General features: G+C 73.8%; 11 protein-coding genes. 8 read left to right on the top strand and 3 right to left on the bottom strand.

Annotated features, from left to right (window positions below; all coding sequences use genetic code 11):
* Positions 1–616 precede the first annotated feature (616 nt).
* The 3 genes from ACYVO2_RS30240 (at position 617) to ACYVO2_RS30250 (ending at position 5341) form a co-directional block, all read left to right on the top strand.
* Positions 617–1573, top strand: a complete 957-nt coding sequence (locus ACYVO2_RS30240) for a hypothetical protein (protein WP_461011227.1) — start codon at positions 617–619, stop codon at positions 1571–1573.
* A 95-nt stretch (positions 1574–1668) separates the two neighbouring features.
* Positions 1669–3207 carry an APC family permease gene (locus ACYVO2_RS30245; protein WP_461011228.1) on the top strand — a complete coding sequence of 513 codons (1539 nt, stop codon included), beginning with the start codon at positions 1669–1671 and terminating at the stop codon, positions 3205–3207.
* Between the two features lie 112 nt (positions 3208–3319).
* Positions 3320–5341 (top strand): primary-amine oxidase, encoded by a 2022-nt coding sequence (locus ACYVO2_RS30250; RefSeq protein WP_461011229.1) that lies wholly within the window; start codon positions 3320–3322, stop codon positions 5339–5341.
* A 16-nt stretch (positions 5342–5357) separates the two neighbouring features.
* Here ACYVO2_RS30250 and ACYVO2_RS30255 read toward each other — a convergent pair whose 3' ends face one another.
* Positions 5358–5765, bottom strand: coding sequence for an SsgA family sporulation/cell division regulator (locus ACYVO2_RS30255; RefSeq protein WP_461011230.1), 408 nt, complete (start codon positions 5763–5765; stop codon positions 5358–5360).
* Positions 5766–5980: 215 nt separating this feature from the next.
* On the opposite strand from ACYVO2_RS30255, the gene ACYVO2_RS30260 reads away from it, so the two are divergent.
* From ACYVO2_RS30260 to ACYVO2_RS30270, 3 genes are all read left to right on the top strand, one after another.
* Positions 5981–6784: an MEDS domain-containing protein gene (locus tag ACYVO2_RS30260; protein ID WP_461011231.1), complete on the top strand. Its 804-nt coding sequence runs from the start codon at positions 5981–5983 to the stop codon at positions 6782–6784.
* A 117-nt stretch (positions 6785–6901) separates the two neighbouring features.
* Positions 6902–7579, top strand: a complete 678-nt coding sequence (locus ACYVO2_RS30265) for a response regulator transcription factor (protein WP_461011232.1) — start codon at positions 6902–6904, stop codon at positions 7577–7579.
* Positions 7576–8856 carry a sensor histidine kinase gene (locus tag ACYVO2_RS30270; RefSeq protein WP_461011233.1) on the top strand — a complete coding sequence of 427 codons (1281 nt, stop codon included), beginning with the start codon at positions 7576–7578 and terminating at the stop codon, positions 8854–8856. The genes ACYVO2_RS30265 and ACYVO2_RS30270 overlap by 4 nt, the downstream gene beginning before the upstream one ends.
* A gap of 21 nt (positions 8857–8877) precedes the next feature.
* Here the strand turns inward: ACYVO2_RS30270 and ACYVO2_RS30275 are convergent, their stop codons facing one another.
* Positions 8878–9387, bottom strand: coding sequence for an SgcJ/EcaC family oxidoreductase (locus ACYVO2_RS30275; protein ID WP_461011234.1), 510 nt, complete (start codon positions 9385–9387; stop codon positions 8878–8880).
* A 252-nt stretch (positions 9388–9639) separates the two neighbouring features.
* The gene (locus ACYVO2_RS30280) at positions 9640–11859 is read right to left on the bottom strand and encodes an NADP-dependent isocitrate dehydrogenase (RefSeq protein ID WP_461011235.1); all 2220 of its coding nucleotides are present in this window, start codon (positions 11857–11859) and stop codon (positions 9640–9642) included.
* A 188-nt stretch (positions 11860–12047) separates the two neighbouring features.
* Here ACYVO2_RS30280 and ACYVO2_RS30285 point away from each other — a divergent pair, with 188 nt between their 5' ends.
* Both ACYVO2_RS30285 and ACYVO2_RS30290 read left to right on the top strand, forming a co-directional pair.
* Positions 12048–13049, top strand: a complete 1002-nt coding sequence (locus ACYVO2_RS30285; protein ID WP_461011236.1) for a YdcF family protein — start codon at positions 12048–12050, stop codon at positions 13047–13049.
* Positions 13050–13251: 202 nt separating this feature from the next.
* The gene (locus ACYVO2_RS30290) at positions 13252–16371 is read left to right on the top strand and encodes a glycoside hydrolase family 2 TIM barrel-domain containing protein (RefSeq protein WP_461011237.1); all 3120 of its coding nucleotides are present in this window, start codon (positions 13252–13254) and stop codon (positions 16369–16371) included.
* The last annotated feature ends 127 nt before the right edge of the window (positions 16372–16498 follow it).

A 16498-nucleotide genomic window follows, 5' to 3' on the forward strand; every position in this document is an offset into this window, starting at 1 on the left:
GGGCTGACGAAGGCTCAAGGGAGCACGCAGTGCGCGAGGATACCCCCGCCCCCCGCGCGCCCACCGGGGCTCCTGCGCCGGAAGTGACGCGTGCCACGACCCGGATCGGGTCCCACGGCGGGGTCCGACGGCCCCGGGGGAGGCGCCGGGGCACGCTCGCCCGCCCTCCTGACGCCGGATCCGCTCCCCTCGGCGCGACGCCCCGTCGCGGCCCGCCCGTCGCGGCCGTCCCGCCACCGCCCGACCTGACGCGGCCCGCCCCCCGCGGCGCCCGTGCGGTGCCCTCGCGCGACCCCCACTCGTTACCCGCCGGTTACCCAACCTGTATTTCTGCGCACATCGGTTCCCGGAAACACCCACGGGACTACACCGAGACAACAGATTCGCACTTGATGCGAACAACCCGTTACCGCTTGGCTGTGGTTGATCACCGAGCGTCGGCGGCACCCACCCGCACACCCGCAGACCGCGCCCGGGACCCCAGAGCCGACAGAGCCGGAGGTGAGGCAGGCCGTGGAGACACCCGCATCCGTGCCCGGCCCTCCGGGCGCCGGTCCGCACCCCGCCCCTGCCCACGCGGGTTCCGCCCGCCCGACCGCCGCACCCCTGTGATCTGATGCCGCCTCCACCCTTCCGCTTCTCCCTGTCCAGGGACCAGTTCGGCTTCGACCCCGCCCTGGACGACACCGCGCTCGCGGAGGCCAGGGACGCCATGGCCCTGGGCCGCTGGACGGAGGCCCGCTCGCTGCTCCTGGAGACCGGCGACGACTGGGACCTGCGCGGCCACCGCCTCGTCGTCCTCGCCGAGACCGCCGCGGGAGCCGGCTGGGCGCAGGACTGGCTGCTCGCCGAGCCGGACAGCCTCGACGCCGCGATGCTGCACGCCTTCGCCACCGTCCTGCTCGCCTCCCGGGGGAAGGGCAGGCCCGAGGCGGCCCGCGAGGCGTGCCTGGCCGCCGCCCAGCGGGCGCCCGCCGACCCCTCGCCGTGGCTGGCCATGCTGATCCTCGCCCGGCACACCGGCACCGACGACGAGCGGATGCGCGCCTTCGACCAGGTCCGCGGCCGGCACCGCCCGCACCACCACGCCCACCACCTGATGGCCGCGTGCCTGGCGGAGCGGCAGAAGGGCGACGGCGACGACCCGTTCCACGAGGTGTACGAGTTCGCGGAGTGGGCCGCCGACGAGGCGCCCCCCGGCTCCCCGCTCGCCGCCCTGCCGGTCGTCGCCCACACCGAGCGGTACCGGGTGCTCGCCGAGGCGGGCCTGGAGCCGCGCAACCCCGCCAACTCCGAGCACTGGACGACCTGGCGGGCCCGCCAGGTGCTCAACACCGCGTTCAGTTGGTGGCTGGAGTGGGACGGCGCGCGCCACCCGAGGTTAAAGGTCGATCTGAACTTCCTGGCCCACGCGAAGTTCCACGAGGGCCGCATGGCGGAGGCGGCGGGCCTGTTCAACAGCATCGGGCCGCACGCCACCCGGGCCCCCTGGTCCTACCCGGGGCGCGACCCGAAGAAGACGTTCCGCGCCGCTCGCACCACGGCGCTCGGGCTCGGGGCCGCGGGCAACTGATCCCCGCTCCCCACCCGAGCTCCCCCCTTTCCCGGCCGGGCGTCCACCGCCGCCGGCCGCCGCTTCCCCCACCCCCCTTCCGGAAGGACCGTCCCATGCTCACGGGCCGTGACACGGGTCCCGCCTCGAGAACGACCGGGAACCAGCCCTCGATCAGCACCTACAAGGGCGCCGACCGCGCCCTGCGCGCCGACCGCCTGGGCACCTTCGGGATGTTGCTGTCCGTCATGGCCGCATCCGCCCCCCTGACCGTCGTGGCCACGGGCATGACGCTGGGCTACGGGGTCGCGCAGGTGAAGTCGCAGCCACTGGTCTACGTGCTCATCGGCCTGGTGCTCGCCCTGTTCGCGGTGGGGTACTCCGAGCTGAGCCGCCATGTGCACAACGCGGGCGCGTTCTACGCGTACATCGCGCGCGGCCTGGGCGGCACCATGGCGTCGGGCGCCGCGTTCGTGGCCCTGGTGGCGTACAACGCGATGCAGATCGCCCTGTACGGGATGTTCGGCGCCCACTCGGCCTACCTGCTCGACAAGCACGCGGGCGTGGACGTCGAGTGGTGGGTGTGCGCCCTGATCGGCATGGCCCTGGTCACCATGCTCGGCGTGCTGAAGATCGACCTGAGCGCCCGGGTCCTCGGCTTCCTGCTGATCTTCGAGTGCGCGCTCGTGCTCGTCTGCGACTTCGCCTTCCTCGGCGACGCCGGCCCGTCGGGCGTGTCGCTGGAGGCGTGGGGCTTCGGCGGGCTCAGCGGTGAGGGGCTCGGCGTGATGTTCTGCTTCGCGGTCGCCGGGTTCATGGGCTTCGAGTCCGCGCCGGTGTACGCGGAGGAGGCGCACAAGCCGCAGGAGTCCGTGGGCCGCACCACGTTCCTCGCCGTCGCCGTCACCGCCGTCTTCTACTCCTTCAGCTCCTGGGCGATCGGCGTGGCCGCCGGCCCCGACAAGGTGGTCGCCGCCTCCGCCGAGGACGGGAACCTGGTCCTCACCATGGCGTCCGGGCGGGTCGGCTCCGCGTTCGGCAACCTGCTCGAAGTCATCCTGCTGACCAGCCTGTTCGCCGCCCTGCTCAGCTTCCACAACGCGGTCGCGCGGTACTTCTTCGCCATGGGCCGCGAGGGCCTGCTGCCCAAGGCCGTCGGCCGCACCTCGGCCAGCAGCGGCGCGCCCGCGCTCGGCAGCGTCCTCCAGTCGTCGCTCGCGCTCCTGGTGGTCGCGGCATTCGCCGTCACCGACAGCGACCCGGTGCTCGACCTGTTCAGTTGGATGGGCAACGTCGGGGCGCTCGGCGTCATCCTGCTGATGGCCGCCACGTCCGTCGCCGTCATCGTGTTCTTCGGCCGGCGCGGCGTGGCCCGCGCGCTCGCCTGGCGGCTGGGCACCGCGGTGCTCTCCGCGATCCTGCTGTCGGGCATCTTCGCCCTGGCCGTGGCCAAGTTCGACGTCATGCTGGGCTCCGACCCCGACTCCCCGCTGCGCTGGGTGCTGCCCGGCCTGATCGTGGCCGCCGCCGTGCTCGGCCTGGCCTACGGCGTGCTGCTGCGGTCCCGCCGGCCCGAGGTGCACGCCAGGATCGGCCTGGGCAACGAGGCGTTCCAGTTGGAGCGGGCCGCCGAGAGCGAGCCCGTGCGGGTCTGACCGCCCCGCGCGGCACCGCGCACCCCCTCCCGTACCCCAACGCGCCGACGCAGGAAACCCGCGTCGGCGCGTTGGCCGTGCCCCACCCCGCACACCCGAGGAGCCTCCCTTCATGGACTGCCACTGCACCGGCGAGACCACCGGCGAGACCGCGAGCGGCGAGACCAACGGCGACACCGCGAGCGTCTACGCCACCGCCCTCCAGACCGTCCCCGCGCCCGAGGGCCGCCCCCCGGCCGCGCACCCCCTGGACCCGCTGACCGCCGAGGAGTACACCACCGCCCGGCAGGTGCTCGAGAAGGCGGGCCGGGTCGGCGGGACCACCCGGTTCCCGCTGGTCGTCCTCGACGAGCCGCACCGAGCCGAGACCGCCGCCTTCCGCCCCGGCGACCCGCTGCGCCGCCGCGCCCGCGTCACCCTGCTCGACACCGCCACCGGCGCCGCCGCCGAGGCCGTGGTGGACCTCGCCGACGAGAAGGTCGCCTCCTGGCGGGACCTGGACCCGGTGGCGGACGGGCAGCCGTCCATCCTGTTCGAGGAGTACGAGCGCTGCGACGCCATCGTCAAGGCGCACCCGGGCTGGCAGCGGGCGATGGCCGAGCGCGGCATCACCGACCACACGCTGACGGTGTGCACCCCGCTGTCCGTCGGCCACTACGACCGGCCGGAGGAGAAGGGCCGCCGGGTGCTGCGCTCGCTGACCTTCCTGCGCTGCGACGAGGGCGACAACCCCTGGTCCCACCCGGTCGCCGGCCTCGTGGTGGACGTGGACATCATCGCCGGCGAGGTGATCCGCCTGGTGGACAGCGGGCCGCTGCCGGTGCCCACCGAGTGCGGGCGCTGCGAGCCGGAGTTCACCGGGCCCGCCCGCGGCGGCGTGCGGCCGCTGGAGATCACCCAGCCGCAGGGCCCCTCGTTCTCCCTGGACGGCAACCTGCTCACCTGGCAGAACTGGTCGGTCCGCGTCGGCTTCAACGCCCGCGAGGGCCTGGTGCTGCACGACCTCGCCTACCGGGACGGCGAGCGGACCCGGCCGGTGCTGACCCGCGCCTCCATCGCCGAGATGGCCGTCCCCTACGCCGACCCCGACCCCAGCCGGAGCTGGATCTGCTACTTCGACGCCGGCGAGTACCTCATCGGCCGCAACGCCAACGCGCTGCGGCTCGGCTGCGACTGCCTCGGCGAGATCACCTACCTCGACGCGGTGCTCCCCGACGACCAGGGCCGCCCCTACCTGGCGCCGAACGCGATATGCATCCACGAGGAGGACTTCGGCCTCCAGTGGAAGCACACCAACGTCTTCGACGGCCACGCCGAGTCCCGGCGCGCCCGCCGCCTGGTGGTGTCGTTCATCGCCACCATCGGCAACTACGACTACGGCTTCTACTGGTACCTGTACACCGACGGCGCGGTCGGCTTCGACGTCAAGGCCACCGGCATCGTGTTCACCGGGGCGGTGGAGCCCGGCAGTGCCTCCCCCTACGGCACCGAGATCGCGCCCGGGCTGCTCGCCCCGCACCACCAGCACCTGTTCTGCGCCCGTCTCGACATGGCCGTGGACGGCCCGGCGAACACGGTGGAGGAGCTCGACGTGGTGGCCGTGCCGGGCGGCGAGGACAACCCGCTCGGCAACGCGTTCACCACCCGCACCACCCCCATCACCGACTCCGGGGACGGCGGGCGCCTGGCCGACCCGGCGGCGGGCCGCCGCTGGCGCATCACCAACCCGGGCTCCCGCAACCGCATGGGGCAGCCCGTGGCCTACACCCTGGTGCCGCAGACCGGTCCGGTGCTGCTGGCCGCGCCCGGCTCCTCGGTGTCCCGGCGGGCCGCGTTCGGCACCCGGCACCTGTGGGTCACCCGGTACGCGCCCGACCGCCGCTTCCCCGCGGGCGACTACCCCAACCAGCACGCGGGCGGCGCGGGCGTGGCCGCGTGGACGGCGCCCGGCGAGCCGCTGGACGCCACCGACCTGACGGTGTGGCACGTGTTCGGGCCCACCCACCTGCCCCGCCTGGAGGACTGGCCCGTGATGCCGGTGGACGCCTCCGGCTTCACGCTGAAGCCCACCGGGTTCTTCGACCGCAATCCCGCTCTCGACCTGCCGCGCGAGGCGCAGCGCGGCTGCCACTGAGGGGCGGCGCCTCAGCTCAGGTGCCGGCCAGGAGCGGGACGCGAGGAGGGTCCGCCCTCCGCTGCCTGCGCTCGCTCCCGGCCGGCACCGCCGCGTAGGTGCGGTCCAGGAAGCGCAGCAGCTCGGCGGTGCGGGCCCGCAGCAGGGTGACGCCCTCGGGGCCGAGCAGCCCCAACTGGGTCCAGCCGCCGGCGAGCGGGCGGATCAGGACGCCGCCGAGCCCGGTCGGCGTGCCCAGGCCGGCGCCCAGCAGGTCACGGGGGAAGGCCCGCACGGCCGCGCCGGGCACCGCCTCGACGGGCAGCGCCAGGCGCACGGCGTACGGGTCGTCCGGCAGGTACCGCAGCTCCGCGGCGACGGCGAGCGGCCGCTCCGCGTCCGTGACCGCCTCCAGCAGGATCTCCTGGCGCACTGGCGTCAACACCCGTTCCTCCTTTGGCCGGGGCCTCACAGGGAAAGACGTGCGGATCGCGGGAGGGGTGCCCTCCGGAACGGGAGAAGCGGTGTGAAGTGGGACACGGCATCGGGGACGGTACGGGTGCTGGACACCGCTCCCCGCCGTCCGCGACAGTCGTCACAGCGGGCCCGCGGCCGGGCGCGCACCCCTCACCCTCCGAGCCGAAGGAGGCGAGGCCAGCCGTGGCGACCAGCATCCACGACCGGTTCCGCGGCCCGCTGTGGGACGGCCACCTGCTGCTTCTGCACGCCGACGAGGCCGAGCGCCGCGCGGCGCTGGCCCGCTGGGCGTGCCGGGGCCTGGAGCGGGGCGAGGCGGTGGTCTGCGCCGAGGACCCGGCCGGGCCGGGGTCCGGCTCGCTGCGGGCCGCGCTGCGCGAGCACGGGGTGGACGCGGACGCCGCGGAGCGGGAGGGGCGGCTGCGGGTGGTGCCGCCGTCGGTGGAGGCGGAGGCGGTGCGCGGCGCGATGGCCGGCGGGTGCCGCGGTGTGCGCCTGTCCGTGCGGCCGCGCGAGCCGTACGCGGCCGCCTGCGAGCGGTCCGCGGAGGCGCTGTGCCGCGCGGGCCTGGTGACCTCGGCGCTGTGCCAGTACGACGCCGCGCTGACCACCGGAACGTGCCTGCGGGACGCGGCGGGCGCCCATGTCGCGGGGATCAGGCACCGGCTGCTGTGCACCGGGGGCGACCACGGCGGTCTGGTGCTCGCCGGGGAGGTGGACGACTCCAACCACGCCCTGCTGCACGAGACCCTGCGCGCGGCCGCCGCGGACGCGCGCCCCTGTCTGCGCCTGTACCTGGCCCAGGTGACCTTCGTCAGCACCGCGGGCTGGCGCGCCGTCGCGGGCGGCACCCGCCGCTACCGCGCGCACGGCGGCCGCCTGCTCCTCGTCGCCCCCCAGCCCGGCGTGGAACGCACCGCCCGCCTCATCGGCGTCCACCGCCTCACCCATGTGGAGGTCACGGCGACGGACCCGGTGGGCCGGTAGCCGCTGTCCGGACGGCTTCGGGCCGGCGGGCGCCACCCCCGCCCGGCCGCGGGTCGGCGGCCGCGACACCCCGGGCCCCGGGACCTCCCGCAGACCTTTCAAAGTTAAAGTTCCTCCGTGCGCGTGCTACTGGTGGAAGACGACGAGCCGGTCGCGGAGTCCCTCCGCCGCGGCCTGGTCCGCTACGGGTTCGAGGTGGACTGGGTGACCACGGGGCGGGCGGCGCTGCGGGCCGGCCCGGCCGATCTGGTGCTGCTCGACCTCGGCCTGCCCGACACCGACGGCCTGGACGTGTGCCGCCGACTGCGCGCCCGCGGGGACGTGCCGATCATCGTCATCAGCGCCCGCAGCGACGAGACCGACCGCGTCGTCGGCCTGGAGATCGGCGCCGACGACTACGTCACCAAGCCGTTCGGGGTGCGCGAGGTCATCGCCAGGATCCGGGCCGTGATGCGCCGCGTGCGGCCGCCGCTGGACGAGGGGGAGCGCGCCGAACCCGACCGCTACGGGCGGCTGGCCGTGGACCGCAGGGCGCGCCGCGCGTACCTGGACGGCGCCGAGGTGCCGCTCACCCCCAAGGAGTACGACCTGCTGGCGTTCCTCACCGAGGAGCCGGGCGCGCTGATGACCCGCGAGCAGATCATGGAAGCGGTCTGGGACGCCAACTGGTTCGGGCCCACCAAGACCCTGGACGTGCACGTGGCCGCGCTGCGCCGCAAGCTCGCCGGCGCGGTCGCCGTCGAGACGGTGCGCGGCGTCGGCTTCCGCCTCGTCGTCGCGCCGGGACAGCCGTGATCCGGCGGCTGGTCGTCAGCTACGTCCTGCTGGTGGCGGTCGCCCTGGCGGCGTTCACCGTGCCGGTGGCGTTCACCCTGACCGCGCAGATGCGCGGCGACACCGAGGAGTCCGTGCTCCGCGAGGCGCGCACCATGGCGCTGCTGCTGGGCAACGACGACGCCCCGTCCCGGCAGGCCCTGGCGAGGATGGCCGAGGCGTACCGCGACCAGACCCCGGGCACCGCGCGGGTGCTCCCCGCGGGCAGCCCCGGCGTGCCCGAGCGCACCCGCACCCACTGGGGTGCGCGCCTGGAGGTGACGGTGCCCGCCCGCAACGCGGACGGCAGGACCGTCGGCGCCGTGCGCATCGAGTACCCGACCTCCGAGCTCAACCGGCGGCTGTGGCAGATCTGGGGGTTCCGCGCCGCGCTGGCCGTCGGCGTGATCCTGGTCGCGGCCGTCCTCGGCGCGCTGGTCGCCAAGCGCCTGACCCGGCCCCTGCGGCAGCTCAACGACATGGCCAGCCGGTTCTCCGACGGCGACCTCACCGCCCGCTCGCCGGTCACCGGGCCGCCCGAGACGCAGACCCTCGCCCGCACCCTGAACTCGGGCGCCGAGCGCCTGGAGACGCTGCTCGCCGCGCAGCGGATCTTCGTCGCCGACGCCTCCCACCAACTGCGCACCCCGCTGACCGCGCTGCGCCTGTCCCTGGACAACATCGCCGACGGCGTGGACGACGACCATGTGCGCGAGGACGTCGAGCAGGCCACGGCCGAGGTGGTGCGGATGAGCCGCCTGGTCAACGGCCTGCTGGTGCTGGCGCGCGCCGAGGCCGCGGTGTCCGCGCCGGAGCCGCAGCCGCTCGGCGAGATCGTCGCGGAGCGGCTCACCGCCTGGCGCGCCGCCGGGGACGAGCGGGCGGTCCGCTTCGCCGTCGCGGGCCCGTCCCAGCAGCGCGTGCTGGCCACCCCCGGCCATCTGGAGCAGGTGCTGGACAACGTCCTGTCCAACGCGCTGGAGGTCTCCCCGGACGGCGGGACCGTCACCGTGCGGACCACCCCGTCCTCGGACGAGGTGGTCCTCGAAGTGCTCGACGAGGGCCCGGGGATGTCCGACGCGGAGAAGGCCCGCGCCTTCGACCGCTTCTGGCGGGGCCAGGGCCTCACCGGCAGGACGGGCTCGGGGCTCGGCCTGGCGATCGTCAAGCAGTTGGTGACGGACGACGGCGGGAGCGCCGCGCTGCGCGACGCTCCCGGCGGCGGGCTGTGCGTGGTGATCGGCCTCCGGCGGGCGTGATCGGCCTCCGGCGGGGCGTGATCAGCCTTCGGCGGGCTTCACCGACGAGTGGTGGTTGACGATGCACCAGCTTCCGCCCCGCTTCTCGTACACGTAGGTGTAGCGGGCGTCCACCTGCCGCTTCGTGCCGTCCTCGCCGGTCAGCGTGAACACGTAGGTGCCGGTGTCGATCGCGGAGTTCCGGTCCAGCACGTCCACGACCGTGGTGGTCTTCGTGCCCTGCGGCTTGTTCTTCAGGAAGTGCTCGAAGTAGTCCACGATCTGCGCGCGATCGGTGCGGATCTTGCCCGAGGCGGTGGGCAGCAGGACCGCGTCGGAGCAGTAGCGGTCGGCGACGCGCTCCGGGTCGCCGGTGGCCAGGGCGGCGTTCCACTGGTCGAACAGGGCGGCTATCTGCCGCTCGGAGGGCTTGGCGGCGCCGTGGCGCCCGCCGTCCGGGGTGGCGTTGCCCACCCCGACTGCGGCGGTCGCGCCGATCAGCAGGGCGATCCCCGTGGGGACCGCGACACGGGTGATCGTCGTGCGCTTCATGCGGGCTCCTGTCGCTCGGTTCCTCACTCCGCCGCTGCGGTGCCGCGGAGTGATCCCACCTTCGCGAGCCGCGCGTTAGCGCCCGGCAAGCGCACTGCCAGCGCAGGGCAAGCCCCGTCCCAAATCACGCCGGGCGACGCCGCGCTCACCCCGCGGGTCCCCTCGCGCCGGCCGGCCCCGGGGACGCGACCGCCCCGGCCGGACCGCGTGGTCCGGCCGGGGCGGGAGGCCGCAGGCAGGTGCCCCGCCTCGTCAGCCGAGCAGCGTCAGCGCCTGGTTGAACGTCTTGGACGGGCGCATCACCGCGGACGCCTTCACCGGGTCGGGACGGTAGTAGCCGCCGATGTCGGTCGGCGAGCCCTGCACCGCGATCAGCTCCTCGACGATCGTCTTCTCCTGCTCGGTCAGCGCCGCGGCGACCGGGCCGAACGCCTCCGCGAGCGAGGGGTCGGCGGTCTGCCTGGCCAGCTCCTGCGCCCAGTACAGGGCGAGGTAGAAGTGGCTGCCGCGGTTGTCGATGCCACCGAGGCGGCGGCTGGGCGACTTGTCCTCGTTGAGGAAGGTGCCGGTCGCCCGGTCCAGGGTCTCGGCGAGCACCTGGGCGCCGCGGTTGCCGGTCCGCTGCGCGTAGTGCTCGAAGCTCACCGCGAGCGCGAGGAACTCACCGAGGCTGTCCCACCGCAGGTAGTTCTCCTTGACCAACTGCTGCACGTGCTTGGGCGCGGAGCCGCCGGCGCCGGTCTCGAACAGCCCGCCGCCGTTGATCAGCGGAACCACCGACAGCATCTTGGCGCTGGTGCCCAGCTCCAGGATCGGGAACAGGTCCGTCAGGTAGTCGCGCAGCACGTTGCCGGTGACCGAGATGGTGTTCTCGCCCCTGCGGATGCGCTCCAGCGAGAACGCCATGGCGTCCACCGGCGCCTTGATCTCGACGCGCAGCCCCTCGGTGTCGTGCTCCGGCAGGTAGCTGTTCACCTTGGCGATCAGGTTGGCGTCGTGCGCCCGGCCCTCGTCCAGCCAGAACACCGCCGGGTCGCCGGTGGCGCGGGCGCGGGTGACGGCGAGCTTCACCCAGTCGCGGATCGCCACGTCCTTGGTCTGGCACATGCGCCAGATGTCGCCGGCGCCCACCTCGTGCTCCAGCACGACGTTGCCGTCCCGGTCCACCACGCGGACCGTGCCGTCGGCCGGGATCTCGAACGTCTTGTCGTGGCTGCCGTACTCCTCGGCCTTCTGCGCCATCAGGCCGACGTTCGGCACCGAGCCCATCGTCGCCGGGTCGAAGGCGCCCTTGGCGCGGCAGTCGTCGATCACGGCCTGGTAGATGCCGGCGTAGCTGCTGTCCGGGATGACCGCGAGGGTGTCGGCCTCCTGGCCGTCCGGGCCCCACATGTGGCCGGAGGTGCGGATCATCGCGGGCATGGAGGCGTCCACGATGACGTCGCTCGGCACGTGCAGGTTGGTGATGCCGCGGTCGGAGTCCACCATGGCCAGCGCCGGGCCGTCGGCGAGCTCCGCCTCGAAGGACTCCTTGATCCTGGCGCCCTCGGGCAGCGACTCCAGGCCCTTGAAGATGGTGCCGAGGCCGTCGTTGGGGCTCAGGCCGGCCGCGGCCAGCGTCCCGCCGTGCTCGGCGAACGTCCGCGGGAAGAAGGCCCGCACCACGTGGCCGAAGATGATCGGGTCGGAGACCTTCATCATCGTGGCCTTCAGGTGCACCGAGAACAGCACGCCCTCGGCCTTGGCCCGGGACACCTGCTCGGCCAGGAACGCGCGCAGCGCCGCGACGCGCATCACGGCCGCGTCCACGACCTCGCCCGCGAGCACCGGCACGCTCTCGCGCAGCACGGTGGTGCTGCCGTCCCGGCCGGCGAGCTCGATGCGCAGCGAGCCGTCCGCCTCGATCACCGCGGACTTCTCGGTGGACCTGAAGTCGTCGGCGCTCATGTGCGCGACGTTGGTCTTCGACTCCGGCGTCCACGCGCCCATGCGGTGCGGGTGGGTCTTGGCGTAGTTCTTCACCGCCGCCGCCGCCCGGCGGTCGGAGTTGCCCTCGCGGAGCACCGGGTTCACGGCGCTGCCCTTGACCTTGTCGTAGCGCGCGCGGATCTCGCGCTCCTCGTCCGTCTTCGGGTCGTCCGGGTAGTCCGGCAGCGCGTAGCCCTGCTCCTTCAGCTCGGCGACGGCCGCCTTGAGCTGCGGGATCGACGCCGAGATGTTCGGCAGCTTGATGATGTTCGCCTCGGGCGTGCGGGCCAGCTCACCGAGCTCGGCCAGCGCGTCGTCGATCCGCTGCCCCTCCTGGAGGTACTCCGGGAAGCTGGCGATGATCCGCCCGGCCAGGGAGATGTCCCGGCTCTCCACGGTGACCCCGGCCTTCGAGGCGTACGCCTGGACCACGGGCAGGAACGAATACGTCGCCAGAGCCGGGGCCTCGTCGGTTTGCGTGTAGATGATGGTCGAGTCAGTCACCGTGTGCTCCGCTCCACGTCTGCAACATTGCTCGACATCAAGATATCCCGAGACGGCCGCCCTCTCGACCGGGGCCCCGGTGGTCCGGACACGGCCGCGCGGGACGCCCGGCCCGGGCCCGTTCCGCCCGGCGGCACGGCCCCGCTCGCCCGGCCCCCGGCCCCGCCGATCATGCGTATGCTGCCGCCGTGTTCGCCTACGCCGCCGGGCTGTGCTTCCTCGTCTTCTGCGTGCGCTTCCTGCGCGAGTCCCGCCGATTCAGCAACGCCGTCCTGCTGGGGCTGACCCTCGCCCTGCTCACCCTGCACCTGCTGGAGCGGATGGCCAGAGGCGGCGAGCACTCCGACCTGCTGGCGATGGTGCTGCTGGCCGGCTCGGGCCTGGCCGGCCTCGGGGCGCTGATGCTGCCGTTCTTCCTGATCGCCAACGGCATGAAGATGGCCCGCAAGGAGGGCAGGAATCCCGCGAACCTGCTGTCGCTGCTGGCGGGTCTCGGGTTGCTGGGCACCTACGGCTTCACCGTCGCCGCCCTGTTCAGCGAGTCGCCGGCGATGCACCGCACCTCGGGCGCGCTGGTGCTGGTGGTCGGCTATGTGTCGTTCCTCTTCCTGTGCTTCGTCGGCTACGGCTTCCTCTACGGGCACCTGCGGATCCGCCGCAGGGTGGACTTCGTGGTGGTGCTCGGCTCCGGCCTGATCGGCGGCTCCCGGGTGCCGCCGCTGCTGGCCGCCCGGCTGGAGCGGGGGCGCAAGGTGTACGAGCGGCAGGCCCGCCGCGGCAGGCCGCCGGTGGTGGTGGTCTCCGGCGGGCAGGGCCCGGACGAGGACGTGCCCGAGGCGCACGCCATGGCGGACCACCTGCTGGCGCGCGGCGTGCCCGAGGAGCACCTGGTGCGCGAGGACCGCTCCCGCACCACCGAGGAGAACCTGCTGTTCAGCAAGGCCATCATGGCGGAGCGCGGGGCCGGCCACCGGTGCCTGATCGTCACCAACAACTACCACGTCTTCCGCGCCGCCCTCACCGCCCGCCGCGTCGGGGTGAACGGCCAGGTCATGGGCGCGCGTACCGCCGCGTACTTCCTGCCGAGCGCCACCATCCGCGAGTTCGCCGCGATATTCCTGCACCACCGGGCGGTCAACCTGGGCCTGTGCGCAGTGCTGGCGCTGCTGGGAGCGGTGCTGTCGTCGTGACGGCCGCGGGGGCGGGCGCTCGCCACCCGGCGGCGTCGGTCCGCAGCTCCCCGTTGGCAGAAAACCCTTACCTAAGCCTTGACGCCCCACGACCCCTCACCGTCAGAATCTGTGTGTTCCCGAGTGATTCTGATCGCTTGCGTGAGCCTGCACCAGGAAAGCCACACAGAGCACCACCGTCAGCCGAGGATGGGGGATCGCCATGGCGGTCACACGCAGATCGTTGCTGATCGCCGGCTCCGCCGCGCCGGTCGCCGGGGCCCTGGCCACGGCCACGGCCGGCGAGGCGCTGGCCGCGCCCGGCGCGCGCACCGCCGGCCGCCACACCGTCGAACTCCGCGACGGCTGGCGCTTCTCCCTCGTCAACCCGGGCGGCATCACCGACCCCACCGGCGCCCACGCCCGCGCCATGGAGCCCGGGTACGACGACTCCGCCTGGCGCGAGGTCGCCGTCCCGCACGACTGGAGCATCGAGCTCACCCCCACCACCGAGCACGGCACCAGCAGCGGCACCGGCTTCTTCCCCGGGGGCCTGGGCTGGTACCGCACCGCCTTCACCCTGCCGCGCTCCCACGCGGGCAAGCGGGTCTCGGTGGAGTTCGACGGCGTCTACATGGACGCGCACGTGTACTGCAACGGCCGCCTGGTCGGCCGCCACCCCTACGGCTACACCGGCTTCGCCCTGGACCTCACCGACCTGGTCCACACCGACGGCAGCACCCCCGACGTGCTCGCCGTCGAGGTCCGCAACCAGCTCCCCAGCAGCCGCTGGTACTCCGGCAGCGGGATCTACCGCAACGCCCGCCTGGTCCTCACCGACCCGGTCCACGTCGCCCGCTGGGGCACCCAGGTCACCACCCCCGGCCTCGCCGACACCCTGCGCGAGGGGTACGCCCTGGTCCGGGTGGGCACCGAGGTCGTCAACGCCTCCGGGGCGCCCAAGGCCGTCACCGTCGTCTCCCGCGTCGTGGACCCCTCCGGCCGCACCGTGGGCCGCGCCGAGTCCACCGTGGACGCCGGGTCCGGGTCCGTCACCGCCACCCAGGAGATCCGGGTGGAGCGGCCCCGGCTGTGGTCCACCGAGTCCCCCCGCCTGTACACCCTGCGCACCGAGCTGAAGGTGGACGGCGAGACCACCGACACCCAGCGCACCGTCTTCGGCATCCGCCACTTCACCATCGACCCCGAGCAGGGCATGACCCTCAACGGCGCCCCGCTCAAGCTCAAGGGCGTCAACCTGCACCACGACCTCGGCGCGCTGGGCGCCGCCGTCCACCCCGACGCCGTCCGGCGCCAGTTGCGCATCATGAAGAGCATGGGAGTCAACGCCGTCCGCACCTCCCACAACCCGCCCGCCCCCGAGCAGGTCGCGGCCTGCGACGAGATGGGCCTGCTGATGATCGTGGAGGCGTTCGACTGCTGGCGGCGCGGCAAGAACGCCTACGACTACGGCCGCTTCTTCGACGAGCACGCCGAGGCCGACGCCCTCGAGATGGTCCGCGCCGCCCGCAACTCCCCGGCCGTGATCATGTGGTCCATCGGCAACGAGGTCCCCGACTCCACCTCCACCGCGGGCCTGGCCATGGCGGACCGGATCATCGGCGCCATCCGCCGCGGCGACACCACCCGCCCGCTGACCATCGGCTCCGACAAGTACCGCCGCCTGCCCGCCCCCGGCTCCGCCGCCGACCTGATGCTCGCCAAGCTCGACGGGCTCGGCCTGAACTACAACACCGCCGCCTCGGTGGACGCCCTGCACGCCCGCTACCCGAACCTGTTCATCTACGAGTCGGAGTCCTCCTCGGAGACCTGCACCCGCGGCGTCTACCAGGAGCCGGAGCACCTCAACACCGGTGAGAACCACACCCCGGGCAGGCGCGGCACCTCGTCCTACGACAACAACCTCGCCTCGTGGACGATGAGCGGCGAGTACAGCCTGAAGAAGGACCGGGACCGCAAGTGGTTCACCGGCCAGTTCCTGTGGTCCGGCATCGACTACATCGGCGAGCCCACCCCGTACGATGTCTTCCCCGTGAAGTCGTCCTTCTTCGGCGCCGTGGACACCGCGGGCTTCCCGAAGGACATGTACCACCTGTTCCGCAGCCAGTGGACCGACGAGCCCATGGTCCACCTGCTGCCCATGGACTGGACCACGCACCGCGAGGGCGAGACCGTGGAGGTCTGGGCGTACGCGAACGTGGCCACCGTCGAGCTCTTCCTCAACGGGAAGTCCCTGGGCGTGCGGACGTTCGACGAGAAGAAGACCACCGACGGCCGCGCCTACCTGGAGACCACCGAGGCCACCGGCGACGACAAGACCGTCACCGGCGGCCCCTGGCCCGGCAGCTACACCAGCCCCAACGGCAGCGCCGGCAAGCTCCACCTCACCTGGAGGGTGCCGTTCGCCCCCGGCGAGCTGAAGGCGGTGGCCCGCCGCGACGGCCGGGTCGTCGCCACCGACGTGCTGCGCACCGCGGGCCGGCCGCACGCCGTCCGGCTCACCCCGGACCGGGAGGAGCTGGCCGCCGACGGCCGCTCCCTGTGCTTCGTCACCGCCGAGGTGGTGGACGACCGCGGGGTCGTCGTCCCCGGCGCCGAGGACCTCATCGCCTTCGACGTCGCCGGGGGCTCCCTCGCCGGGGTCGACAACGGCCGCCAGGAGAGCGCCGAGCGCTACCAGGCCACCACCCGCACCGCCTTCCACGGCAAGGCCCTGGCCATCGTCCGCTCCGGCACCCGCCCGGGCCGCCTGACCGTCACCGCCCGCGCGGCCGGCCTGCGCACCGGCACCGCCACGGTCCGCACCACCCCCGCCCGCTCCGCGTCCACCACCCCCGCCCCCCGCCTCGCCCCCGACCCGGGCCCCGCCGCCCCCGCCCACCCGCACCCGGACGCCGGCTACTCCGGCGCCCCGGACACCCTGCCCGCCGCCATGCTGGACGGCGACCCGGACACCGGCTGGTCCAACGCCTTCCACAAGGCCGCCACCGCCCTGCTGCCCGCCTTCGACGGCGCCCGCCCCCGGGACTGGGTCTCCCTGACCTGGCCGCGCACCCGCACCTTCGACCGCGCCGAGATCACCTTCACCACCGGCCCCGCGCACACCCTCCCGGCGGCGATCGAGGTGGACGTGTGGACCGGCCGGCGCTGGGAGCCCGTGCGGGCGCCGTCCGTCGAGTGGGCCGCGGAGTCCGGCAGGCCCACCGTGGTGACCTTCACCCCGGTGCGCGGCACCCGCCTGCGCCTGACCATGACCAGCCGCCACCCGGGCGCGGCGAACGGGGCGCAGCGGATCACCCGCCTGGAGGTGCCCACCCGCTGAGCCCGGCCCCGGCCCGGGCGCGCACCTGCCCCGGGCCGCGCCTGCCCCGGGCCTCGCCCGGTCCGGGGCGCGGCCCGGCGAAGTCGGAGGCCAAGCGGTCTTAGGAAGACAATCGGAAGGCACAACT

It is taken from the genome of Streptomyces capparidis, assembly GCF_054782095.1.

What these genes read in the sequence shown, in the direction of transcription:
- ACYVO2_RS30275 (WP_461011234.1), bottom strand. Translation starts at nt 9,387, where the DNA reads ATGAAGCGCACGACGATCACCCGTGTCGCGGTCCCCACGGGGATCGCC.
- ACYVO2_RS30240 (WP_461011227.1), top strand. Translation starts at nt 617, where the DNA reads ATGCCGCCTCCACCCTTCCGCTTCTCCCTGTCCAGGGACCAGTTCGGC.
- ACYVO2_RS30250 (WP_461011229.1), top strand. Translation starts at nt 3,320, where the DNA reads ATGGACTGCCACTGCACCGGCGAGACCACCGGCGAGACCGCGAGCGGC.
- ACYVO2_RS30290 (WP_461011237.1), top strand. Translation starts at nt 13,252, where the DNA reads ATGGCGGTCACACGCAGATCGTTGCTGATCGCCGGCTCCGCCGCGCCG.
- ACYVO2_RS30245 (WP_461011228.1), top strand. Translation starts at nt 1,669, where the DNA reads ATGCTCACGGGCCGTGACACGGGTCCCGCCTCGAGAACGACCGGGAAC.